General features: G+C 59.8%; 24 protein-coding genes. 12 read left to right on the forward strand and 12 right to left on the reverse strand.

Translation table 11 applies throughout. The annotated features are described in order from the left end of the window. Positions 1–35 precede the first annotated feature (35 nt). A complete protein-coding gene (locus SLW75_RS18855; RefSeq protein WP_410935143.1) occupies positions 36–593 on the forward strand; it encodes an L-threonylcarbamoyladenylate synthase in 558 nt (185 codons plus the stop codon). 28 nt (positions 594–621) lie between these two features. On the opposite strand, the gene SLW75_RS18860 is transcribed toward SLW75_RS18855, so the two are convergent. Next, entirely contained in the window at positions 622–1599 is a 978-nt protein-coding gene (locus SLW75_RS18860; protein ID WP_074886172.1) for an NADPH:quinone reductase, read from the reverse strand. A gap of 225 nt (positions 1600–1824) precedes the next feature. Here SLW75_RS18860 and hemF point away from each other — a divergent pair, with 225 nt between their 5' ends. Together hemF and aroE are read left to right on the forward strand one after the other, a co-directional pair. Next, on the forward strand, positions 1825–2745 hold the full coding sequence (gene hemF, locus SLW75_RS18865; RefSeq protein WP_410929754.1) for an oxygen-dependent coproporphyrinogen oxidase: 921 nt from the start codon (positions 1825–1827) through the stop codon (positions 2743–2745). Next, positions 2745–3575 carry a shikimate dehydrogenase gene (gene aroE / locus SLW75_RS18870; protein WP_410935144.1) on the forward strand — a complete coding sequence of 277 codons (831 nt, stop codon included), beginning with the start codon at positions 2745–2747 and terminating at the stop codon, positions 3573–3575. The genes hemF and aroE overlap by 1 nt, the downstream gene beginning before the upstream one ends. A gap of 56 nt (positions 3576–3631) precedes the next feature. Here aroE and choX read toward each other — a convergent pair whose 3' ends face one another. Both choX and betC read right to left on the reverse strand, forming a co-directional pair. Continuing rightward, on the reverse strand, positions 3632–4558 hold the full coding sequence (gene choX / locus SLW75_RS18875; protein ID WP_410935145.1) for a choline ABC transporter substrate-binding protein: 927 nt from the start codon (positions 4556–4558) through the stop codon (positions 3632–3634). Positions 4559–4596: 38 nt separating this feature from the next. Next, entirely contained in the window at positions 4597–6102 is a 1506-nt protein-coding gene (gene betC, locus SLW75_RS18880; RefSeq protein ID WP_410935146.1) for a choline-sulfatase, read from the reverse strand. A 114-nt stretch (positions 6103–6216) separates the two neighbouring features. Here betC and SLW75_RS18885 point away from each other — a divergent pair, with 114 nt between their 5' ends. Next, on the forward strand, positions 6217–7167 hold the full coding sequence (locus SLW75_RS18885) for a choline sulfate utilization transcriptional regulator (protein WP_065988006.1): 951 nt from the start codon (positions 6217–6219) through the stop codon (positions 7165–7167). Between the two features lie 191 nt (positions 7168–7358). On the opposite strand, the gene SLW75_RS18890 is transcribed toward SLW75_RS18885, so the two are convergent. The 3 genes from SLW75_RS18890 to trpB form a co-directional block, all read right to left on the reverse strand. Next, on the reverse strand, positions 7359–7886 hold the full coding sequence (locus tag SLW75_RS18890) for an anti-virulence regulator CigR family protein (RefSeq protein WP_410935147.1): 528 nt from the start codon (positions 7884–7886) through the stop codon (positions 7359–7361). Between the two features lie 75 nt (positions 7887–7961). Further along, positions 7962–8822: a tryptophan synthase subunit alpha gene (gene trpA, locus SLW75_RS18895; protein ID WP_192130576.1), complete on the reverse strand. Its 861-nt coding sequence runs from the start codon at positions 8820–8822 to the stop codon at positions 7962–7964. Continuing rightward, on the reverse strand, positions 8822–10054 hold the full coding sequence (gene trpB / locus SLW75_RS18900; protein WP_410935148.1) for a tryptophan synthase subunit beta: 1233 nt from the start codon (positions 10052–10054) through the stop codon (positions 8822–8824). The genes trpA and trpB overlap by 1 nt, the downstream gene beginning before the upstream one ends. Before the next feature lie 120 nt (positions 10055–10174). Between trpB and SLW75_RS18905 the strand changes: the two genes are divergently transcribed. Continuing rightward, positions 10175–11074 (forward strand): LysR family transcriptional regulator, encoded by a 900-nt coding sequence (locus SLW75_RS18905; protein WP_192130574.1) that lies wholly within the window; start codon positions 10175–10177, stop codon positions 11072–11074. Here the strand turns inward: SLW75_RS18905 and SLW75_RS18910 are convergent, their stop codons facing one another. After that, entirely contained in the window at positions 11075–11398 is a 324-nt protein-coding gene (locus tag SLW75_RS18910; RefSeq protein ID WP_037017008.1) for a YqjD family protein, read from the reverse strand. Positions 11399–11580: 182 nt separating this feature from the next. Here SLW75_RS18910 and SLW75_RS18915 point away from each other — a divergent pair, with 182 nt between their 5' ends. Together SLW75_RS18915 and SLW75_RS18920 are read left to right on the forward strand one after the other, a co-directional pair. Beyond that, positions 11581–11796 carry a dodecin gene (locus tag SLW75_RS18915; protein WP_065987998.1) on the forward strand — a complete coding sequence of 72 codons (216 nt, stop codon included), beginning with the start codon at positions 11581–11583 and terminating at the stop codon, positions 11794–11796. Between the two features lie 159 nt (positions 11797–11955). Beyond that, the gene (locus SLW75_RS18920) at positions 11956–12180 is read left to right on the forward strand and encodes a DUF1161 domain-containing protein (RefSeq protein WP_122623653.1); all 225 of its coding nucleotides are present in this window, start codon (positions 11956–11958) and stop codon (positions 12178–12180) included. 80 nt (positions 12181–12260) lie between these two features. Here the strand turns inward: SLW75_RS18920 and SLW75_RS18925 are convergent, their stop codons facing one another. Further along, a complete protein-coding gene (locus tag SLW75_RS18925) occupies positions 12261–13262 on the reverse strand; it encodes an LLM class flavin-dependent oxidoreductase (protein WP_410935149.1) in 1002 nt (333 codons plus the stop codon). A 287-nt stretch (positions 13263–13549) separates the two neighbouring features. Between SLW75_RS18925 and SLW75_RS18930 the strand changes: the two genes are divergently transcribed. Continuing rightward, complete coding sequence (locus tag SLW75_RS18930; RefSeq protein ID WP_037017022.1) at positions 13550–13981, forward strand: OsmC family protein; 432 nt, start codon at positions 13550–13552, stop codon at positions 13979–13981. Positions 13982–14114: 133 nt separating this feature from the next. Further along, on the forward strand, positions 14115–14348 hold the full coding sequence (locus SLW75_RS18935; RefSeq protein WP_065987990.1) for a DUF1161 domain-containing protein: 234 nt from the start codon (positions 14115–14117) through the stop codon (positions 14346–14348). A gap of 111 nt (positions 14349–14459) precedes the next feature. On the opposite strand, the gene SLW75_RS18940 is transcribed toward SLW75_RS18935, so the two are convergent. Then, entirely contained in the window at positions 14460–14876 is a 417-nt protein-coding gene (locus SLW75_RS18940) for a hypothetical protein (protein WP_346631430.1), read from the reverse strand. A 108-nt stretch (positions 14877–14984) separates the two neighbouring features. On the opposite strand from SLW75_RS18940, the gene SLW75_RS18945 reads away from it, so the two are divergent. After that, entirely contained in the window at positions 14985–16049 is a 1065-nt protein-coding gene (locus SLW75_RS18945; RefSeq protein WP_410935150.1) for an aminopeptidase, read from the forward strand. A 32-nt stretch (positions 16050–16081) separates the two neighbouring features. On the opposite strand, the gene SLW75_RS18950 is transcribed toward SLW75_RS18945, so the two are convergent. Together SLW75_RS18950 and SLW75_RS18955 are read right to left on the reverse strand one after the other, a co-directional pair. Further along, positions 16082–16732 (reverse strand): HAD family hydrolase, encoded by a 651-nt coding sequence (locus SLW75_RS18950; RefSeq protein ID WP_410935151.1) that lies wholly within the window; start codon positions 16730–16732, stop codon positions 16082–16084. An 8-nt stretch (positions 16733–16740) separates the two neighbouring features. Beyond that, complete coding sequence (locus tag SLW75_RS18955; RefSeq protein ID WP_065987984.1) at positions 16741–17289, reverse strand: gamma carbonic anhydrase family protein; 549 nt, start codon at positions 17287–17289, stop codon at positions 16741–16743. A gap of 90 nt (positions 17290–17379) precedes the next feature. Here SLW75_RS18955 and prlC point away from each other — a divergent pair, with 90 nt between their 5' ends. Both prlC and SLW75_RS18965 read left to right on the forward strand, forming a co-directional pair. After that, positions 17380–19431, forward strand: a complete 2052-nt coding sequence (gene prlC / locus SLW75_RS18960; protein ID WP_410935152.1) for an oligopeptidase A — start codon at positions 17380–17382, stop codon at positions 19429–19431. Next, positions 19428–19715: a YheV family putative zinc ribbon protein gene (locus tag SLW75_RS18965; RefSeq protein WP_065987977.1), complete on the forward strand. Its 288-nt coding sequence runs from the start codon at positions 19428–19430 to the stop codon at positions 19713–19715. The genes prlC and SLW75_RS18965 overlap by 4 nt, the downstream gene beginning before the upstream one ends. Positions 19716–19778: 63 nt before the next feature. Here SLW75_RS18965 and SLW75_RS18970 read toward each other — a convergent pair whose 3' ends face one another. Further along, on the reverse strand, positions 19779–21419 hold the full coding sequence (locus SLW75_RS18970) for a hypothetical protein (RefSeq protein ID WP_410935153.1): 1641 nt from the start codon (positions 21417–21419) through the stop codon (positions 19779–19781). Between the last annotated feature and the right edge of the window lie 93 nt (positions 21420–21512).

Below are 21512 nucleotides of genomic sequence, written 5' to 3' on the forward strand. Positions count from 1 at the left end.
AAACTGCCCGCCTGCGTAATTTGGGAGAACGGACGATGGTCAGCAGTTGGCGAGTGCAGCAAGCCGCACGAGAAATTCGGGCCGGGGCGGTGATTGCCTATCCAACCGAAGCGGTGTGGGGGTTGGGCTGTGACCCTTGGGATGCGGAGGCGGTGTATCGCCTGCTGGCAATCAAGGCGCGGCCGGTTGATAAGGGCTTGATCCTGATCGCAGACAACATCCGTCAGTTTCATTTCCTTTTCGAGGACTTCCCCGAGCTGTGGATCGATCGCATGGCCAGCACCTGGCCGGGGCCGAACACCTGGCTGGTGCCCCATCAAGGCCTGTTGCCGGACTGGATCACCGGAAAGCACGACACCGTCGCCCTTCGCGTCAGCGATCACCCCATCGTCCGGGAGCTGTGCGCCTTGACCGGCCCGCTGGTGTCGACTTCCGCAAACCCCACCGGCCGCCCTGCCGCCCGCTCGCGGCTGCGGGTCGAGCAGTATTTCCACGAGCAGTTGGACTTGGTTCTGGGGGGAAGTCTCGGCGGGCGCCGCAATCCGAGTGTGATACGGGATCTGGTCACGGCTGAGGTGGTAAGGGCGGGGTAATGCCCTTCCACCGTCTGGCCGGGTGTGATCAAGGCACCAGAATGATCGACCCCACCGTTCTGCGACCGGAGAGTTCGGTGTGGGCCTTCGCGGCATCCTTGAGGGCAAACTTCTGGATGTCGTCGACCTTCACCTTGCCGGTGGCGACCATTTCGAACACTTCATCCGCCATTGCCTGCAAGGCTTCCGGGGTGTTCGCGTAGGAGCCCAATGTCGGGCGCGTGACGTAGAGCGAGCCTTTCTGAGCGAGAACCCCCAGGTTCACGCCGGTCACTGCGCCTGACGCATTGCCGAAGCTGACCAGCAGGCCGCGTAATTCCAGGCAATTCAGAGAGGTTTCCCACGTGTCTTTGCCCACGCCGTCATAGACCACCGGGACCTTCTTGCCATCGGTCAATTCCAGTACACGTTGAACGACGTCCTCCTTGCTGTAATCGATCACCTCCCATGCGCCGTGGGCCTTAGCGTGTGCGGCCTTTTCTGCCGAGCTGACCGTGCCGATGAGCTTGACGCCCAAGGCGTTGGCCCACTGGCAGGCGATCGATCCCACGCCGCCGGCAGCGGCATGGAACAGGATGGTTTCTTCAGGACGGATCTCGTAAGTCTGGCGAAACAGGTACTGCACGGTCAGGCCTTTGAGCATGACGGCGGCGCCCTGCTCGAAGCTGATACCGTCAGGCAGCTTGGCAATGTTCGCGGCCGGCGTCAGGTGAACGTCCCCGTATGCACCCAACGGACCTGTGCCGTACACCACCCGGTCGCCAACTTTGACGTGGGTGACTTCACTGCCGACCGCTTCAACCAGGCCCGCGCCTTCGTTGCCCAACCCCGACGGGAACGAAGGTGCCGGGTACAGGCCGCTGCGAAAGTAGGTCTCGATGAAGTTAACGCCAATCGCCTTGTTACGCACGAGCACGTCTTTCGGGCCTGGTGCCGGGGGTTCGAAGTCCACGTACTCGAGCACTTCGGGACCGCCATAAGCCTTGAACTGGATACGTTTTGCCATTTGCTTTCTCCGTCATGGATCGGACTTGCAGGGGATGACTGTCGATGCGAAAGGGCTCTATCGGACTCCTTCGTCGTCGCTTCGTCAACTGCGGCATCCGCCAAGCCGGTGATATGCTACGGGCCGAATTTCGCCGACGGGATTTGCTCAGCGAGGCGTGTCATTAACGCCAAGGCCGATCCAATCCCGCTCCCGACGCACGTTTCAGTTTATGCAGGTACCGCCATGTCCTTTCGCACCGATGCCGTCAAAGCCTACTTGCTCGATCTTCAAGACCGCATTTGCGCCGCCCTGGAAACCGAAGATGGCAGCGCCCGTTTCGTCGAAGACGCCTGGGAACGGCCTGCGGGCGGGGGCGGAAGAACCCGGGTGATCGAGAACGGCCACATCCTCGAAAAAGGCGGCGTTAACTTTTCCCATGTCTTCGGCGCCGGCCTCCCACCGTCGGCCAGCGCACATCGACCGGAACTGGCAGGGCGTGGTTTCGAAGCCCTCGGCGTGTCGCTGGTGATGCACCCGCACAACCCTCACGTGCCAACTGCCCACGCCAATGTGCGGTTCTTCATCGCAGAGAAAGAAGGCGAAGAACCGGTGTGGTGGTTCGGCGGCGGCTTTGACCTGACGCCTTACTACGGTGTCGAGGAAGACTGCGTTCATTGGCACCGCGTCGCCGAACAGGCCTGCGCGCCGTTCGGGGCTGACGTCTATCCCCGCTACAAGGCGTGGTGCGATCGCTACTTCCATATCAAGCACCGCAATGAGCCGCGCGGCGTCGGCGGACTGTTTTTCGACGACTTGAACGAGTGGGATTTCGACACCAGCTTCGCGTTCATCCGTGCCATCGGAGATGCGTTCGTCGAGGCGTATCTGCCCATCGTTCAGCGCCGCAAGGACACGCCGTACACGCCGCAGCAGCGTGAGTTTCAGGAGTTCCGCCGTGGGCGTTACGTGGAATTCAATCTGGTGTACGACCGCGGCACCTTGTTTGGGCTGCAATCGGGTGGCCGCACTGAATCGATCCTCATGTCGCTGCCGCCGCAAGTGCGCTGGGGCTATGACTGGAAAGCCGAGCCGGGCAGTGAGGAAGCACGCCTGACGGAATATTTTCTGCAGGATCGCGACTGGCTGGCTGAGGCGGCCCAGTGATGACTGACCAGTACGTTGTCTTCGGCAATCCCATTGGCCACAGCAAATCCCCGCTGATCCATCGCCTGTTCGCCGAGCAGACCGGTCAGGCGCTCGACTACCAGACCTCACTCGCGCCGCTGGACGGCTTCACCGCCTTCGCCAGGGCGTTTTTCGAGACAGGCCGTGGCGCCAACGTCACCGTGCCCTTCAAGGAAGAAGCGTACCGGATGGCCGATCAGTTGACCGAGCGCGGCCGTCGTGCCGGCGCGGTCAATACCCTCGCCGTTCAAGCGGATGGCAGCCTGCTCGGCGACAACACGGACGGAGCAGGCCTGGTTCGGGACCTGAAGGTCAGTCATGGCGTCACGCTCAAGGACAAACGCATTCTCGTGCTAGGGGCTGGCGGTGCAGTGCGTGGCGCACTTGAGCCCTTGCTGGCGGAAGATCCCTACGTGCTGGTGGTCGCCAACCGCACCTTGGAAAAGGCTGAACAGCTGGCTCAGGAATTCGCCGACGTCGGTCCGGTGCTGCCCGCAGGCTACGACTGGCTGGAGGAACCGGTGGACATCATCATCAATGCCACGTCGGCCAGCCTTTCGGGGGAAGTGCCGCCGATTTCGCCCAGTCTGATTCAGCCGGGCGTGACATTCTGCTACGACATGATGTACGCCAAGGAGCCAACCGCATTCTGCCGCTGGGCCTCTGAACACAGCGCCGGGCAGGCAGTGGATGGGTTGGGGATGTTGGTCGAGCAGGCTGCCGAGGCGTTTTACCTGTGGCGCGGCGTGCGACCGGAATCGGCGCCAGTGCTGGCGGAACTGCGACGGCTGATGGCGCAGAACGAATAAAGCTCCACTCCTACAGACTGATATTAGCCCTGTAGGAGTGTGCTTCTCGTCGGCGCTTACAACTTGGCTTTCACCGCTGGCAGCGCATCTTTGTCGTCAACGGTTTTCACGCCGCTCAGCCATTTGTCCAGCACCGCCGGGTTGGCTTTCAGCCACGCTTTCACCGCTTCGGTGTTGCTGACCTTCTTATCCACCACGGTTTGCATGATCGAGTTTTCCATGTCCTGGGTGAAGACCAGGTTGGAAAGCAGCTTGGCCACGTTCGGGCAGGCGTCGGCGTAACCTTTGCGGGTCACGGTGTAGACGCTGCCGGCATCGCCGAAGTATTTCTCGCCGCCTTTGAGGTAGTGCATGCCTTTGACCTGCACGTTCATCGGGTGCGGCGTCCAGCCGAGGAATACCACGAACTCCCCCTTCTTCACGTTGCGCTGCACTTCGGCCAGCATCGCCTGCTCGCTGGACTCCACCAGCTTCCAGTCCCCCAGTTCGAACTCGTTCTTTTTGATGATTTCCTGAATCGACGCGTTGGCCGGAGCCCCCGAACCGATGCCGTAGATTTTCTTGTGGAATTTGTCGGCGAATTTGTTGAGGTCGGCGAAGTTGTGGACGCCTGCGTCATACACGTAATCAGGGACGGCGAGGGTGAACTCCGTGCCTTCCAGATTTTTCGCGTATTGCGTCACGTCACCCGTGGCGATGAACTTGTCGTAGAAACCCTGCTGCGCCGGCATCCAGTTGCCCAGGAAAACGTCGAGTTGCCCATCCTTCAGGCCGCCATAGGCGATCGGCACCGCGAGGGTGTCGATCTTGGTTTTGTAGCCCATGCCATTGAGCAAAAAGCCTGCAGTGGCGTTGGTCGCGGCGATATCGCTCCAGCCTGGATCGGCCATCCGCACGGTGCTGCAGCTAGCGTCGGCGGCATAGGCCACGACGCTGCTCAAACTCAAGACCCCAACCGCCAGCGTGGTGAACAGCTTATTCATGGTGTGCCCCTTTTTGGTTTTCTAAGTATTGGCAGGGTTCAAGGTTGCGGATAACGGGCCTTGCGCTCCAGATCGTCCAGATCAATATGGTTGCGCATGTACTGCTGACTGGCGTCGACCAGCGGCTGGTGATCCCAACTCTTCAGCTTGCCGATGGCCAGCGACTCGGCGACGAAACGCCGACGACGCTGGCTGGCGAGCACCTGGTGGTGTATCGCCGGAATGTCCCACTTGGCCTTTGCTTCGGCCAGGAACGCAGCGAACAGGTCGCGATGAGCCTCGGATCGACTCAGCTCTTCCTGCTCCTTCGGATCGTTGCGCACGTCATACAGCAGACAGGGGTCCCGTTCCGAATAAATAAATTTGTACGCGCCGCGACGAATCATCATCAGCGGACTGTTGGTGCCCTCGGCCATGTACTCGCCGAAGACCTCGTCGTGACCACCCTCGCCTTGCAGATGCGGCAGCAGTGAGCGCCCATCGAGCGGCAAGCCAGCGTCCAGCTGACCATCCGCCAACGCAACAAACGTCGGCAACAGGTCGGCGGTGGACACTGCAGCCTGCACGCGGCCGGCCTTGAACTGCCCCGGAGCGTAGACCAGCAGCGGCACCCGCGCCGACATCTCGAACCAGTGCATTTTGTACCAGAGCCCGCGCTCACCCAGCATGTCGCCATGGTCGCCGGAGAACACGATGATGGTGTCGTCGGCCAGGCCGGTTTCCTCCAGGGTTTTCATCAGTTTGCCGACGTTGTCATCAATGTAGCTGCAGGCACCGAAATAGGCGCGGCGCGCATCACGAATCTTTTGCTCGGGCAGCGGTTTGTCCCACAGGTCATAGACCTTCAGCAGGCGCTGGGAATGGGGGTCCAGTTCGGACTGGGCCAACGGCGCATGGGGCATCGGGATTTCTTCGTCGCTGTACAGATTCCAGTAAGGCTTGGGGATTGTGTACGGATCGTGGGGATGGGTCATCGACACCGTCAGGCAAAACGGCTGATCGCCGTCTTCGCGCACATGGTCGAACAGATACTGCTGAGCCTTGAACACCACTTCTTCGTCGAAATCGAGCTGATTGGTGCGTACGCAAGGTCCCGCTTGCAGCACCGATGACATGTTGTGGTACCAGGTCGGGCGCACGTCCGGTTCGTCCCAGTTCACGGCCCAACCGTAGTCGGCCGGATAGATGTCGCTGGTCAGGCGTTCTTCGTAGCCGTGCAATTGATCAGGCCCGCAGAAATGCATCTTGCCGGACAGTGCGGTGCGATAGCCAAGACGCCGCAGGTAGTGGGCGTAGGTCGGCACATCAGCGGGGAAATCAGCCGCATTGTCATAGGCGCCGATCTTGCTCGGCAGCTGCCCGCTGACCAGCGTGAAACGCGACGGTGCGCACAGCGGACTGTTGCAATAGGCAGCATCAAACACCACACCTTCAGCAGCGAGGCGACTCAAGTGGGGCATCTTGATGGGAGAAGAGGCGTACATCGGCAACATGGGCGCGGCCATCTGATCGGCCATGATGAAAAGAATGTTCTTGCGCTTCATGTATTCGCGGCATCCCATAGTCATTATTTATGCGAAAGTGCTCCGACCGAGGATGGTGCCCATGCCGTCTGCGGTAAAGCCCATGAGAGGCAATGCCTAGGATAAGTGCAGCTTATGTTTGAAGCCCTTGGTGTCATGTCGCTGGATTTACTTCGCGGCTTCGAAGCCGCCGCACGGTTGCGCAGTTTTACCGCTGCGGCCATCGAGCTCGGTACCACTCAGCCGGCCATCAGCCAGCAAATCAAGCGGCTGGAGGAGCAACTGGCGACGCGGCTGTTTGATCGCATCTACCGCGGCATCGAGCTGACGGACGCCGGGCAGATCCTGTTCAATCACGTACAGACCGGGCTGGAGTCGATGGACGCTGGCCTCAGCGCAATCACCGAGCAGCATCAGCATGAGGTGCTGCAAGTGGCGACCGACTTCGCCTTCGCTGCCTATTGGCTAATGCCGCGCCTGCACCGTTTCCACAAGGACAACCCCGACGTCGACGTCAGCCTGGTCACCAGCGAACGCAGTCACAGCATGCTGCGCGCGGATATCGATGTGGCCGTGTTGTTCGGTGACGGGCGATTCAAGCAGGGTGAAAGCCACTGGTTATTCAGCGAGGAGGTGTTCCCGGTGTGCAGTCCGCAATTGCTGAAGGGGCGCGACCTGCCCCTGCCCACTGAGGCGCTGAAAGACTTCGCGCTGCTGCACCTTCGTGGCGAAGGCGGCAACAACTGGTTTGACTGGAGTGGCGTGTTCCGCGCCCTGAATATCCTCCAGGCACCCGCGCCGGGACAGCTGCGATTCGACAACTACACGCTGATGATTCAAGCGGCGATCGGCGGCCAGGGCGTGGCCATCGGCTGGCGACACTTGGTGGATGATTTGCTGGAGCAGGGCTTGTTGTGCCGCCCGATCGAAGCCAGCGCCGTCTCCGGATACGGTTATTACATCGTCCTGCCGCAACGCAAACGCCGCGTGCAGATCGTCCAAAGATTTGTGGATTGGTTAAGAAGTGAGCAGGCGTTAAGCGGGGATTTGTTGAAGGGCAAGGCCCTGCCGTCGATTGCGGTTTAGCACCTGGCATCAGCATTCTGTTGGACGTCGCTACGAGCATGGCGACGACGCCGACTTTCACGCAGATGGATAACCTGTGGGAGCGAGCTTGCTCGCGAAAATCCGGCACATCCGCTAGAAACTCTGCGTCGGAACGCCGTCCCAGCGAGCAGGGTGGACCGCCACCCCACTCACTCCTACATGGGCCTGCCTTAATTCAGCACGCCATCCAGAATTTCATAAACAATCCCGCTGCCGATTGCGATCAGCACAACGTCCGGGCCCAGGCGGCGCCATTCGTAGCCATCGTATTGCGGCAGGTATTGCAGCGAGCGTTGGTCCAGTCGACGGCCATAACCGCGTGGCAGCGGGTGGCCTTTGACGATGTGGACGCCGGGAGGCAGTGGCTGACCGCGACCGATGACTTCCCGGTGCTCGGTGATGGTCCGGCGTACGTCGCCGAAGTCGGCAGGAGGACGCCCGCCACGCTGGTTGTTGCCACGGTTATCGGCGCGCGGTTCGTTGCGATGGTCGTTGCCGTTGCCGTTGCCGTTGCCGTTGCCGTTGCCGCGGTCGCCCTGCGGACCGCCCTGCGGACCATTGGGTTGGCCGTGGTCCTGATGCTGGCCGGGGCCATTGTCATCGCCGCCGCGTTGATCCGGTGGTGCAGCCTGAACCAGCGCGCTGGCGCTGAGCATCAACACACCCAACCCGGCGATCAAACGATTCGAGACTTTCATGTAGCGCGCTCCTGAGCCAATACGGGCAGCAAAAAGGGGTTCAGAACGTGGTCCTGAACCCCTTCGCTGTACGGCTTAGTGTGCTGCCAGAGAACGAGATTCCTCTGTATCAGAAACTTTACCTTCGGCTACGCGGGCTTTACGCACCCCTTCCGACAACTGCGCGCACAAATCCAGCACGCCGCTGACTGCTTGTTCTGGGGAAGACGCATTGGCGATCTGGTCGATCAACGCCGAACCGACGACCACACCGTCGGCAACGCGTGCAATGGCTGCTGCTTGCTCAGCCGTGCGAATCCCGAAGCCGACACTGATGGGCAGATCGGTATGGCGGCGCAGGCGTTGCACGGCGTCTTTAACGTGATCGATCGTCGCCGAACCTGCACCCGTTACGCCCGCTACCGACACGTAGTAGACGAAGCCTGAGCTACCGTTGAGCACCGTAGGCAAACGAACGTCATCGGTGGTCGGTGTGGTCAGACGAATGAAATCCAGGCCAGCGTCCTGCGCAGGGTCGCACAGCTCGGCGTTGTGCTCTGGCGGCAGATCCACCACGATCAATCCGTCAACGCCCGAGGTATGGGCTTCGGAGATGAAGCGCTCAATCCCGTAATTATGAATCGGGTTGTAGTAACCCATCAGTACCAGTGGCGTCGTGCTGTCCTCTTCGCGAAACTCACGCACCATCTGCAGCGTTTTTGCGAGATTTTGCTTGGCGTTGAGTGCGCGAATATTGGCCAGCTGAATCGCCGGGCCGTCGGCCATCGGGTCAGTGAATGGCATGCCCAGTTCGATCACATCTGCACCTGCCTTCGGCAATCCCTTGAGAATAGCCAGCGAGGTGTCATAGCCCGGATCGCCTGCGGTGACGAAGGTCACCAAGGCTGCGCGATTTTGTTCTTTCAGTTCGGCAAAACGTGTTTGCAGGCGGCTCATCAGTGTTTCTCCTGCTGGGACAAATCAAGGTGGTGCATCACGGTTTGCATGTCTTTGTCACCACGACCGGACAGATTGACCACCATCAGGTGATCCTCTGGCAGCGATGGTGCGCGTTTGAAGACTTCAGCCAGGGCGTGAGCGGTTTCCAGCGCCGGGATGATGCCCTCGAGGCGGCAGCATCGGTGGAAGGCAGCCAGCGCTTCGTCGTCAGTGACGGAGGTGTATTCGACCCGGCCAACGTCGTGCAACCAGGCGTGCTCAGGACCAATGCCTGGGTAATCGAGGCCGGCTGAAATCGAGTGGGCGTCGGTGATCTGGCCATCGTCGTCCTGCAGCAGGAAAGTGCGGTTGCCATGCAGTACGCCCGGAACGCCGCCGTTCAGGCTGGCGGCGTGCTTGCCGGTTTCGATGCCGTGACCAGCCGCCTCCACGCCGATGATGCGCACACTCTTGTCATCCAGAAACGGGTAAAACAGGCCCATGGCATTGGAGCCACCGCCAACGCACGCCACCAGACTGTCCGGCAGGCGACCTTCATGCTCCTGCATCTGTACACGTGTTTCCTTGCCGATGACGGCCTGGAAATCGCGGACCATGGCCGGGTAAGGATGAGGGCCGGCGACGGTGCCGATCAGGTAGAAGGTGCTGTCGACATTGGTGACCCAGTCACGCAGCGCCTCGTTCATGGCGTCTTTCAGCGTGCCGGTGCCGGAGACTACCGGAATGATCGTGGCACCCAGCAGCTTCATGCGAAATACGTTGGCCTGCTGACGTTCGATGTCAGTGGTGCCCATGTAGATGACGCATTCCAGCCCGAAGCGCGCGGCGACCGTCGCCGTTGCAACGCCGTGCATGCCGGCGCCGGTCTCGGCAATGATGCGTTTTTTGCCCATGCGCCGCGCCAGCAGAATCTGGCCGATGCAATTGTTGATCTTATGCGCGCCGGTGTGGTTGAGCTCTTCGCGCTTCAAGTAAATCTTCGCGCCGCCACAGTATTCGGTCAGGCGTTCGGCGAAATACAGCGGGTTGGGACGGCCCACGTAGTCGCGCTGGAAGTAGGCAATATCGTTGAGAAATGCTGGATCAGTCTTCGCGATTTCATACTCGCGGCTCAGATCAAGAATCAGCGGCATCAGCGTTTCAGCGACATATCGGCCGCCGAACCCGCCAAACATACCGCGGTCGTCCGGGCCGCTGCTGTAGGCATTTTGTGTCTGGGTCTGGGTCATGTGGACCTCCGGGGATGCGAATTGGATGAGCCGTCAGGCAGTGATCACACTCTAACCAGCGCCAGCGACGATGAAAACCGATAAGATCGGCGCAACCTGTCAGGAAAACTCACCTATCCCATGAGCCGAGATCTTCCGCCCCTCAACGCCCTGCGTGCGTTTGAAGCCACCGCCCGGCTGAACAGCGTCAGTCAGGCGGCCGAGCAATTGCACGTAACCCATGGTGCCGTGAGTCGTCAGCTGAAAGTGCTGGAAGAGCACTTGGGCGTTGGCCTGTTCATCAAGGAAGGACGTGGCCTGAAACTCACAGATGCAGGGATCCGTCTGCGCGACGCGAGCGCTGAAGCGTTCGACCGTCTGCGCACTGTCTGTGCCGAACTTAGCCAGGGCAGCGCAGATGCGCCGTTCGTACTGGGTTGTTCAGGAAGCTTGCTGGCGCGCTGGTTCATCCCGCGGCTGGGGCGCCTGAATGCCGACCTCCCCGACCTGCGCCTGCATTTGTCCGCGGGAGAAGGAGACCTCGACCCACGGCGCCCGGGGCTGGACGCGTTGCTGATATTCGCCGAGCCGCCGTGGCCTGCGGACATGCAGGTCTTCGAGCTTGCCAGCGAGCGCATAGGGCCGGTGATGAGTCCACGATTCGCACGGTTCGACGAGCTACGGCACGCACCGGTCCACGCGCTGTTGGGTGAGCCCTTGCTACAGACCACATCGCGGCTGCAAGCCTGGCCGACATGGGCGACGCAAAACGGCATCGAGCCCGACGCGCTGAGCTACGGACAGGATTTCGAGCATTTGTATTATTTACTGGAGGCGGCCGTCGCGGGCCTGGGGGTTGCGATCGCACCAGAGCCATTGGTGGCTGAGGACTTGAAGGCCGGACGCCTGGCTGCGCCATGGGGGTTCAGTGAAACCCCGGCGCAGCTGGCGCTATGGGTACCAAAGCGCGCCGCTGATGGGCGCGCTCAGCACCTGGCTCGATGGCTCAAACAGGAACTCGAGCGATCGGGGCGGGCTTGATCAGCCGCGCTTGCACAGCAGGTAGGCTGCCAGCAGGCCGATTGCGCCGACGGCGACGCCTGCGGTGGTCCAAGGGTGCTCTTGGGCGTAATCACGAGTCGCAACGCTGGTTTCGCGAGTTTTGACTTTGACGTCTTCGTAGACATCGCTCAACAGGCTGCGCGAATGGCTCAGCGCGCTTTCAGCGTTGGCCTTCAGGTTTTTCAGGGTCTTGCGCGACTCGTCGGAAGCGTCGGACTTCAAGCCTTCCAGCGACTTGAGCAGACTCTCGATCTCGGCTTCCATGCTTTGCAACGACGCTTTACGGGATGACGTGAATGCCATGATTTGACTCTCCTGCTGTGATGAGTGGCGTGTGTTGTTTCCGACTACAGGGTTTCGAGAAAGTGCAGTGCGTGATGTGAAGTACCGTTTCTTCTGAACTTTTAGGGCGCATTTCGGCACAGAGGTAGTGAACACAATCACTGCGGCGCTGCCACCGCGCAACACCCTTCAGGAGAACTGCCATGTCTGATCATCACACTTACAAAATGCTGGAACTGGTTGGCTCATCGACTGTGAGCACCGACGACGCGATTCAGAACGCAATTGCCCAGGCGGCCAAATCCGTGAAACTCATGGAATGGTTCGAAGTGCTGGAAACCCGCGGTCACATAGAAGACGGCAAAGTGGGCCACTTCCAGGTCACCATCAAGGTCGGCTTCCGCATCGACAACAGCTGAGTCGCTGAACTTTTGCAGTGGCCGAGTGCCACAACCTTCGCTATACATACCGCGCAGTCGTGACTTTTCCAAGGTGACGACGCAGGTTCATGTAGTCAGGCCGCTCGATTGGAGCGGCCTTGTTGATCCGAAAATTGCGCCTGACGAGGGGATGTACCGATGAAAAAAGTTCTGTTGGCCATAGGCTTGTTGAGCATCGCGGGCACTACCATGGCCGCTGGCAAATCGTGCGATGACGTGAAAGCCGATATCGACGCGAAGATCAAAGCCAAAGGCGTTTCTTCCTACACGCTGGAAGCTGTTGAAAAAGGCAGCTCGGCGGACGGCAAAGTCGTCGGCACCTGCGAAGGCGGCAGCATGGAAATCGTTTACAAGCGCGGCTGATACCGGCCCGCTGACATAAAAAAACCGACGCATCTGGCGTCGGTTTTTTTTGGCAGACCGTTTTAGCGCATGGCCCTGTATCAGCCCCTCGCTGCTTGCGCCAGGATCTCGTAAGAGCGAAGGCGATCGGCATGTTCGTACATGTCGCAGGTGAAGATCAGCTCGTCCGCGTCGGTCTGTTCAAGCAGCACGTCCAGCTTCGCGCGAATCTTCTCCGGGCCGCCGACGACCGCCAGCCCCAGGAAATCCATCACTGCGTCGCGTTCACGGGGCAGCCACAGGCCATTCATGCTCTCGACGGGCGGCTTCTGCATCAAGCTCTGCCCACGCATCAGGCTCAGAATCCGTTGATACACCGACGTCACCAGATACTCGGCTTGCTCGTCGGTTTCTGCGGCGGCCAGCGGCACGCCGAGCATCACGTAGGGCTTGTCGAGCACCTCGGAAGGTTTGAAGTGGCTGCGGTAGACGCGAATCGCTTCGTGCATGAAACGCGGCGCGAAGTGTGACGCGAATGCATACGGCAGCCCTCGCTCACCGGCCAGTTGAGCGCTGAACAGGCTCGAACCCAGCAACCAGATCGGCACGTTGGTATTGGTACCGGGCACAGCGAGAACCCGCTGATGAGGCTGACGCGGTCCGAGGTAGTTGACCAGTTCAGTCACGTCATCCGGGAAATCATCGGAACTGCCGGAGCGCTCGCGACGCAGGGCCCTGGCGGTCATCTGATCGGAACCTGGCGCGCGGCCGAGGCCAAGGTCGATACGCCCCGGGAACAGGCTTTCCAGCGTGCCGAACTGCTCGGCGACCACCAGCGGCGCGTGGTTGGGCAGCATGATCCCGCCCGACCCAACCCGGATGGTCGATGTCCCACCGGCCAGGTAGGCCAGCAGAACAGAAGTCGCCGAACTGGCGATGCCATCCATGTTGTGGTGCTCGGCCACCCAGAAACGGTTGTAGCCCCATTTCTCGACGTGTTGCGCCAGATCCAGCGCGTTACGCAGCGATTCCGCCGGGCCTTTGTCTTCGCGGACGGGCACCAGATCGAGCGTCGAAATCTTCACATCAGCTAATCGTTTCATAGGCCGTTGTTGATCCTCTTGAGGCTTGAATCGGCGCATCCGTCGGGGGACATCACGCGAGAAAACCGGCATTAAGACTAAATATTTGCGTTAAGCCATAGGATAAGGGCGGATTTCAGAGTTGCAATGGGCAATGCGAAATTTCCTACTAATTTGGTCGGATTTTGACGGTGCGACCGTCCGCAAAAAAGCACGTGCGGCACAAGCGTTGAACTAAGTCCCGCCTACACTCCTCAGAACTTTGGTCCGCGTGCGAGCGAAATCGCACTTTTTCATGAGGAGACACCATGAGCATCGTCAAGAAAGCATCCGCCCACTGGGAAGGTGACCTGAAGTCGGGTATCGGCAGCATCTCTACTGAAACCGGCGTCCTGCGCGAAGCGCCGTACGGCTTCAAGGCCCGTTTTGAAGGCGGCAAGGGCACCAATCCGGAAGAACTGATCGGCGCAGCCCACGCTGGCTGCTTCTCGATGGCCCTGTCGATGATCCTCGGCAATGCCAACCTGAAAGCTGACAGCATCGACACCACTGCTGACGTCACCCTGGATCAAGTCGATGGCGGTTTCGCAATCACCGCAGTGCACCTGACACTGAAAGCCAAGATCCCTGGCGCGACTCAGGAGCAGTTCGAAAAGCTGACCAACGATGCGAAGGAAGGCTGCCCGGTTTCGAAAGTGCTGAACGCCAAAATCACGCTCGATGCCACGCTCGTGAGCTGATTTGCTTCACCGCTGTACTCGATGGCCCGCAATTGCGGGCCATCTTCGTTATGGACGCGCGCCAGAACCGGCGTGCGCCCCCACGGTCACATGCAAGGCCGATGCGTATCGCACGGTGTCGAAGGAGTCGATCATGAAACGTATCGCCGCAATACTGATTCTCGGTGCACTGACCACCAGTGCCTTCGCAGCGCCCAAGCCCTGCGATGAGCTCAAGGACGAAATCGAGGCCAAAATCCAGGCTCAGAATGTCAGCTCTTACACGCTGGAAGTGGTGACCAATGAAGAGGTCCATGACCAGAACATGGTCGTCGGCACCTGCGAAAACGGCACGAAAAAGATCATCTATCAGAACAACGATCGGTAGCCCGGGCGTTGAGCGAAGTGTTTCGTGAGCCTTGAATGAGCGAGTCCCTGTGCGCGTTGCCGTCGCGATCACGGGTCACGGAATTCAGCAGCGTCGTGGGACACAGAAGCCTTATGGAATACAGAAGATGTCCCCCTCCTCCGCGAGCACGTTGCGTTGCTCGTCCCGCAACTGTGCGTCGATGCTGTTGGTGATATTGCGCACATCCAGACGGTAGCGGTGGCCGGCCTCGAAGCGGTCGTAGTTGATCGTCACGTAGCAGGTTCGCTCGTTGTAGATGTCCATGGACAAGCCCATCGCGCCGGGCGCGTAGTCGTAGTCGTAACGCACTTCGAGCTTGTGTTTGCCGGGCGTCACCTGAAAGAAGCGACCGTCGTAGGTGCGCACGCCGTCCAGTTTGTCGGCCATCAGGGTTTTGCCGGTGAAGGTGTGCAGGTCGACCCACGCCTGTTGGGGATCGACCGCAGGCAGCGGTCCCGCGCATCCAGCCAGAAGACTCAGGGCAACGAGGGACAGAGGCAAGCGCATGATGAACTCCGCAGCAGGACAAATGGCGATGATGGTTGCGTCAGCGGCGGGCTGTCCGGCATAACGCTGGTGTTTGGACTTCATGAATATCGACGTTAAGGCTGCTGCATGATTCGATCGAAAAAGGCCTGGCTGCAACGCGGCCTGCCGGTGCTGGCGACTTTACTCCTCAGCGGCTGTTCCAGTCTTTCCTATTACTCACAGCTGGCCAGCGGTCAGATGGCCCTGTTGCGGGCGCGTGAACCGGTTGCGGACGTCATCGCTGACCCGAAGCGCGAGCCTACGCTGCGGGATCATCTGCGCACATCTCAGCAGGCCCGTGCGTTTGCGACCGAGCATCTGCATCTGCCGGATAACCGCAGCTACCGCCTGTACGCCGACATCCATCGCCCGTTTGTCGTCTGGAACGTCTTCGCGACCGGCGAATTTTCCCTTGATCCTGTCACCCATTGCTTCCCCATCGCCGGGTGCGTGGCCTATCGCGGCTATTACACCCAGGGCGCAGCGCGCGGGGATGCGGCCGTTCAGAAGCTTGCGGGCAAGGACGTGTATGTCAGCGGCGTTGAGGCGTATTCGACGCTCGGCTGGTTCGATGACCCGATCATGAGCTCGATGATGAACTGGGGCGATGAGCGACTGGCCACGCTGATCTTCCACGAGCTGGCGCACCAGCGGTTTTACGTGAAGGACGACAGTGAATTCAACGAGTCCTACGCCAGTTTCGTGGAGCAGGAAGGCACGCGTCAGTGGCGCGCGGCGCGGGGATTGCCTGCCGAAGGTGGGTCTTCGGAAGCGCGGCGACGGGATCAGCTGACTCAACTGGCCCTCGACACCCGGGATCGGCTGAAAGCGCTGTACGCCGAGCCGCTGAGCGCCCAGGTGATGCGCGAACGTAAGGCCGCTGAGTTCGAGCGTCTGCGCAGGGAGTATCGGCAGTTGCGCGACAGCCAGTGGGGCGGCGACAAGCGTTTCGACGGCTGGGTGTACGCACCGATGAACAACGCACGCCTGCTGCCCATCGGTTTGTACGATCAGTGGGTGCCGGCGTTCGAGGCGTTGTTCAGGCAGGTCAACGGCGATTGGCCCGCGTTCTATTCAGCGGTGGAAAAGCTGGGCAAATTGCCCATGGAGGAACGCAAGGTGGCGCTGCAGCGGCTGGCCCAAAAAGCCTGAGCGGGATGATCGTTCCTACAGATTGACTGGCCTCAGGTATCGAGAAACGCCTGATGCAGCGCGCTGACAGACTCAAAGCGATACGTCGGCGCCTCGGCTTCCAGCTCGTCACGACTGCCAAACCCGTACCCCACCGCTGCCACGTCCAAGCCGTTGCGCTTGCCGCCAATCAAATCGTGTTTGCGGTCCCCGATCATCAGCGTCTGTTTTGGGTCGAGCTGCTCTTCGTCCAGCAAGTGCCGGATCAGCTCGACCTTGTCAGTGCGGGTGCCGTCCAGCTCGCTGCCGTAGATCACCTTGAAATGGCGCGCGAAGTCGAAATGCCGGGCGATTTCATGGGCGAATACCCAAGGCTTGGATGTCGCGATGAACAGCGTACGGCCCTGATCCGAAAGCATGTCGAGCAGTTCGAAGATGCCGTCGAACACCAGATTCTCGTACAGGCCCGTCACCTTGAAACGCTCGCGGTAAAAGCCCACCGCGTCCCAGGCCTTCGCTTCGTCGAAATCGTAGGCGCGCATGAATTGCTGCAACAGCGGCGGGCCGATGAAATGCTCGAGCCGGGTGATGTCGGGTTCGTCGATACCCAGCTTGCTCAAGGCAAACTGGATGGACCGGGTGATGCCTTCGCGCGGATCGGTCAGGGTGCCGTCCAGGTCGAACAAAATATTCTGGTAATGCATGTGTGCTCTCAGCAGGGTTTGTCGAAGCCTTCGGCCAGGTGCTGGTCTTTCAACTTCACGTAATTGGTCGCGCTGTAGGGGAAGAAAGCGATCTCTTTCTCGGTCAGCGGGCGCATCTGCTTCACCGGACGTCCGACGTAGAGAAACCCGCTCTCGAGGCGTTTGCCGGGCGGCACTAGACTCCCCGCGCCGATGATCACCTCGTCCTCCACCACCGCACCGTCCATGATCGTGGTGCCCATGCCGATCAGAATGCGATTGCCGACGGCGCATCCGTGCAGCATGACCTTGTGGCCGATGGTCACTTCATCGCCGATCAACAGCGGGAAACCGTCGGGGTTGAACGGCCCGGCATGGGTGATGTGCAGCACACTGCCGTCCTGCACGCTGGTGCGCGCGCCGATGCGGATGCGGTGCATGTCGCCGCGGATGACCGTCAGCGGCCAGACCGAACTGTCGGCGCCGATTTCGACATCGCCGATCACAACCGCCGAATGATCGACAAACGCCCGCTCGCCAAGGGCCGGGGTGTGGTTCTGGAATGTGCGAATGGCCACGATAGGCTCCTTCTCTGGCGCCGATAGCTGCGGTCGGCGCCGATTCTAATTAAGATGCGTGGGTGTTTCTTTTAGCCAAGGTGCCAAACCGTGAGCGCGAACAACCCTCTGTTGCAATCCTACGACCTGCCACCTTTCTCGGCGATTCGTGCCGAGCATGTAAAACCTGCCATCGAACAGATTCTCGCCGACAATCGCGCCGCGATTGCCGACATCCTCGCCAAGCAAGGTTCGCAGCCTACATGGGCTGGCCTGGTGCTGGCGATGGACGAACTCAACGATCGCCTGGGCGCCGCCTGGAGCCCGGTCAGTCACCTTAACGCCGTGTGCAACAGCGCGGAACTGCGCGAAGCCTATGAGTCTTGTCTGCCGGCCCTGAGCGCCTATTCGACAGAAATGGGCCAGAACCGCGAGCTGTTCCAGGCCTTCGAAGCCTTGGCCAACAGCCCGGAAGCGGCGAACTTCGACGTCGCCCAGAAGACCATTCTCGAGCAATCGCTGCGCGACTTCCGCCTGTCGGGCATTGATCTGCCGCCGGAGCAGCAAAAACGCTACGCCGAGGTGCAGAGCAAGCTGTCCGAGCTGGGCAGCCAGTTCTCCAACCAATTGCTCGACGCGACTCAAGCCTGGAGCAAGCACGTCACTGATGACGCCGCCCTCGCCGGCCTGACCGATTCGGCCAAAGCCCAAATGGCCGCCGCTGCCCAGGCGAAAGACCTGGAAGGCTACCTGATCACCCTCGAGTTCCCGAGCTACTACGCCGTCATGACCTACGCCGAAGACCGCGCGCTGCGTGAAGAAGTCTACGCGGCGTATTGCACCCGCGCGTCTGACCAGGGGCCGAACGCAGGCAAAAACGACAACGGTCCGATCATGGAGCAGATTCTCGATCTGCGTCAGGAACTGGCCAAACTGCTGGGTTTCGCCAGCTTCTCCGAGCTGAGTCTGGCCACCAAGATGGCTGAGTCGAGCGATCACGTTCTTAGCTTCCTCCGTGATCTGGCCAAGCGCAGCAAGCCGTTTGCCGTTCAGGATTTGCAGCAGTTGAAAGCCTATGCCGCCGAGCAAGGCTGCCCGGACCTGCAAAGCTGGGACAGCGGTTTCTATGGCGAGAAACTGCGTGAACAGCGCTACAGCGTTTCCCAGGAAGCCCTGCGCGCCTATTTCCCGGTCGACAAAGTGCTGACCGGCCTGTTCGCGATCGTACAAAAACTGTACGGCATTGAAATCGCCGAGCAGAAGGGCTTCGACACCTGGCACCCGGACGTTCGCCTGTTCGAAATCAAGGAAACCGGCCAGCACGTCGGCCGCTTCTTTTTTGATCTCTACGCCCGCGCCAACAAGCGTGGCGGCGCGTGGATGGACGGCGCCCGCGATCGTCGTCGCACCGCTGAAGGCACATTGCAAAGCCCGGTGGCCAATCTGGTCTGTAACTTCACCCCGGCGGTCAGCGGCAAGCCTGCGCTGCTTACCCACGATGAAGTCACCACCCTGTTCCACGAATTCGGCCACGGCCTGCATCACCTGCTGACCCGCGTCGAGCATGCGGGCGCGTCGGGCATCAATGGCGTGGCGTGGGATGCGGTCGAACTGCCGAGCCAGTTCATGGAAAACTGGTGCTGGGAGCCGGACGGCCTGGCGCTGATCTCCGGTCATTACGAAACCGGTGAACCGCTGCCTCAGGACCTGCTGCAGAAAATGCTCGCGGCGAAGAATTTTCAGTCCGGCCTGATGATGGTCCGCCAACTGGAATTCTCACTATTCGACTTCGAGCTGCACGCCACCCACGGCGATGGCCGCACCACGCTGCAAGTGCTCGAAGCCGTGCGTGACGAGGTGTCGGTCATGCGTCCGCCCTCGTACAACCGCTTCCCGAACAGCTTCGCACACATCTTTGCGGGCGGTTACGCGGCGGGCTACTACAGCTACAAGTGGGCCGAAGTGCTATCTGCCGATGCGTTCTCCAAGTTCGAGGAAGAAGGCGTATTCAACGAGCAGACCGGCCGGGCTTTCCGTGAGGCCATTCTGGCGCGGGGCGGGTCCCAGGCGCCGATGGTGCTGTTCGTCGACTTCCGCGGACGCGAGCCTTCGATTGACGCAATCTTGCGCCATTCGGGCTTGAGTGAGGAAGCGGCAGCATGACCGAGACACCGCAGGTGATTACCAAGAAACGCTTCATCGCCGGGGCTGTCTGCCCGGCGTGCAGCGAGCCTGACAAGTTGATGATGTGGAACGAAGACGACGTGCCGCACCGTCAATGCGTGCACTGCGGTTATTCCGACACTCTTAATGCCCAGGGGCAATCGATCCCGACAGAACTTGGCACGCGAGTGAACAAGCCTGTGGTGAAGCCGGCCGATCCCAAGGTGCAGGGCGTGCAGTTCTTCCCGAATCCGAAGCTGAAGAAGCCGGTTGATCCGAGTTGACGTGATCTCTGATAAAGAAAGGGATACCTGTAATGGGTACCCCTTTTTTTTTGCGTTTGCGGATTACCGGGCGCCGTTGATATAGGCGAAGGAGATTTTGCCACCGACGGCCTTGGTGTAATTCGTGACTTTAATATCGGCGTTTGAATAGCTGCTGTTGAACCCCGGGATGACTACAGGAAGAGTAATGTCGCGCAGGACCTCCACCGTCGTGCGACCCTCGTTGAAATTACCCTCGGGATGGCCCGTGAGCGTGAAAGACGTACCCGCTTTGGCTTTGATGATGCGCGCCGACTTGATTTCGTCGTTGGAGCAGCCAAAGCTGTTGCTCTTCATCTTCATGGTGTAGCTCGAACTGAAAGGAATCACGCAGTCCAGATTCTGACTGGCGTTAGTGCCCTCGTAGAACGCCACGGATGCGTCCGAAAAGTCGGTGGGGGTCCGGCCAATGACAATGCGTGAAGTCTTGCCATCAAGCCCGTTGTTGCGGTTATAAACTGCCTGAAAGTTGCTGTTGCTCGCGTCGGACTCGAAGCTCGGGATGACCACACGCTCGCCAATTCCGATGTTGCGCTTCACGTCGATGGTGATGTGGTCGTCCTGGGTATTGCCACTGCCACTGTCGAACAACTGAATGCGGGTTCCACTGGCAACACCCGACAAGGACATCGACCTTGCCTCATCATTTTCACAACCATGAACCTTGCGATTAACCACCCCGGGGCGAACGGGAACCACGCACACAATGTCCTGGGACCGACTGGCATTTGGACCTTCATGCAGAAAGATGCCGCCGTTGTTGAGCGCAGCGGTATAACGCTCCGCCTCACCGCTCTTGTAATTGTTGATACCAACGTAGTTGGGGACAACACCACAGTTGTCCTGGCGGCGCTTGAGGTAGGTCAGATTGTTGTCGTAGCTGGCTGAATCGAAGACGGTCGATGTGCCCGGGTGAAACTGGTTCATGAGGAACAACCGTTTCCACTGCTTGCCCGTCGAGGTGGCAACCTTTGCGGTGTTGAGGGGTAAACCGCCCCATCGCGTTGGACATGCCCAGTCATGAGTACTTTCGATGCTGCTGGCGATGTTCCCCAAGGTGTCCCAATGGTTCTGCAGCATCCAGTCCTGATCAAACATGACCGTGATCTTTTTGCCCTGAACCCAGTAGTCGCCTGCGACCTCGCGTTTGTCCGTGAACAGGAGCAAGCGGTTATTGCGTGCCGCCATCTGGTTGATCGTCGGCCAACGGTCCGCCGCGAAGTTTGCAGGGTCGAATGAAATACTCGCCAGTTCCGGCAACGTATTGAACACCTCCTGCAAATGCTCCCGCTTAACGTACGTTTCAAGGAACAGCGTCACCACCTCCCCTGGATTCCTCTGGAGGAAAGGCAGAAACTCTTTTTTTAATTGGGCAGATAACGGTCCATAGCAGGCAATTTGCTGATGGCACACTTTGATACGTTCTTCGGGGCGAGGGTTTGAACCTTCCACATAGAGATCAAGCATGAAACCCCGGACACCATCATTGAGCTGGGCCGGCATCTCCTTCAGGTTCTGGTTGATCTTTTCATAGGAATTGTGGGTGGTGACCCAGCTGTATTCGTTGAATGGTTTGTTTCGTGAGTCGAGCGTCGTCGCGTATGCGTCAAGTGTGCCGATGCTCAAGAGCGTCGCCAGCGCGCACGTCGAGTAATTGAATGTCATTGTCGAAATCCTTTTCGATAGGGTGTTTCCGGTAAGCGTTGATTGCCTCCATGCCGTGATTGGCACCTGCTGAGTAGTAGTTGTGTTTTGCGT

This window comes from Pseudomonas sp. W5-01, assembly GCF_046540435.1.
Taxonomy (GTDB): domain Bacteria; phylum Pseudomonadota; class Gammaproteobacteria; order Pseudomonadales; family Pseudomonadaceae; genus Aquipseudomonas; species Aquipseudomonas graminis_B.

Bases quoted from the DNA above. Each gene is read 5' to 3' on its own strand.
- aroE (WP_410935144.1), top strand. From the start codon at position 2,745: ATGACTGACCAGTACGTTGTCTTCGGCAATCCCATTGGCCACAGCAAA.
- SLW75_RS18930 (WP_037017022.1), top strand. From the start codon at position 13,550: ATGAGCATCGTCAAGAAAGCATCCGCCCACTGGGAAGGTGACCTGAAG.
- SLW75_RS18885 (WP_065988006.1), top strand. From the start codon at position 6,217: ATGTTTGAAGCCCTTGGTGTCATGTCGCTGGATTTACTTCGCGGCTTC.
- SLW75_RS18970 (WP_410935153.1), bottom strand. From the start codon at position 21,419: ATGACATTCAATTACTCGACGTGCGCGCTGGCGACGCTCTTGAGCATC.
- trpB (WP_410935148.1), bottom strand. From the start codon at position 10,054: ATGACCCAGACCCAGACACAAAATGCCTACAGCAGCGGCCCGGACGAC.
- SLW75_RS18950 (WP_410935151.1), bottom strand. From the start codon at position 16,732: ATGCATTACCAGAATATTTTGTTCGACCTGGACGGCACCCTGACCGAT.
- SLW75_RS18965 (WP_065987977.1), top strand. From the start codon at position 19,428: ATGACCGAGACACCGCAGGTGATTACCAAGAAACGCTTCATCGCCGGG.
- trpA (WP_192130576.1), bottom strand. From the start codon at position 8,822: ATGAGCCGCCTGCAAACACGTTTTGCCGAACTGAAAGAACAAAATCGC.
- SLW75_RS18905 (WP_192130574.1), top strand. From the start codon at position 10,175: ATGAGCCGAGATCTTCCGCCCCTCAACGCCCTGCGTGCGTTTGAAGCC.
- SLW75_RS18890 (WP_410935147.1), bottom strand. From the start codon at position 7,886: ATGAAAGTCTCGAATCGTTTGATCGCCGGGTTGGGTGTGTTGATGCTC.
- SLW75_RS18855 (WP_410935143.1), top strand. From the start codon at position 36: ATGGTCAGCAGTTGGCGAGTGCAGCAAGCCGCACGAGAAATTCGGGCC.
- SLW75_RS18860 (WP_074886172.1), bottom strand. From the start codon at position 1,599: ATGGCAAAACGTATCCAGTTCAAGGCTTATGGCGGTCCCGAAGTGCTC.
- SLW75_RS18915 (WP_065987998.1), top strand. From the start codon at position 11,581: ATGTCTGATCATCACACTTACAAAATGCTGGAACTGGTTGGCTCATCG.
- betC (WP_410935146.1), bottom strand. From the start codon at position 6,102: ATGAAGCGCAAGAACATTCTTTTCATCATGGCCGATCAGATGGCCGCG.
- SLW75_RS18925 (WP_410935149.1), bottom strand. From the start codon at position 13,262: ATGAAACGATTAGCTGATGTGAAGATTTCGACGCTCGATCTGGTGCCC.
- SLW75_RS18940 (WP_346631430.1), bottom strand. From the start codon at position 14,876: ATGCGCTTGCCTCTGTCCCTCGTTGCCCTGAGTCTTCTGGCTGGATGC.
- SLW75_RS18910 (WP_037017008.1), bottom strand. From the start codon at position 11,398: ATGGCATTCACGTCATCCCGTAAAGCGTCGTTGCAAAGCATGGAAGCC.
- SLW75_RS18945 (WP_410935150.1), top strand. From the start codon at position 14,985: ATGATTCGATCGAAAAAGGCCTGGCTGCAACGCGGCCTGCCGGTGCTG.
- choX (WP_410935145.1), bottom strand. From the start codon at position 4,558: ATGAATAAGCTGTTCACCACGCTGGCGGTTGGGGTCTTGAGTTTGAGC.
- hemF (WP_410929754.1), top strand. From the start codon at position 1,825: ATGTCCTTTCGCACCGATGCCGTCAAAGCCTACTTGCTCGATCTTCAA.
- SLW75_RS18920 (WP_122623653.1), top strand. From the start codon at position 11,956: ATGAAAAAAGTTCTGTTGGCCATAGGCTTGTTGAGCATCGCGGGCACT.
- SLW75_RS18935 (WP_065987990.1), top strand. From the start codon at position 14,115: ATGAAACGTATCGCCGCAATACTGATTCTCGGTGCACTGACCACCAGT.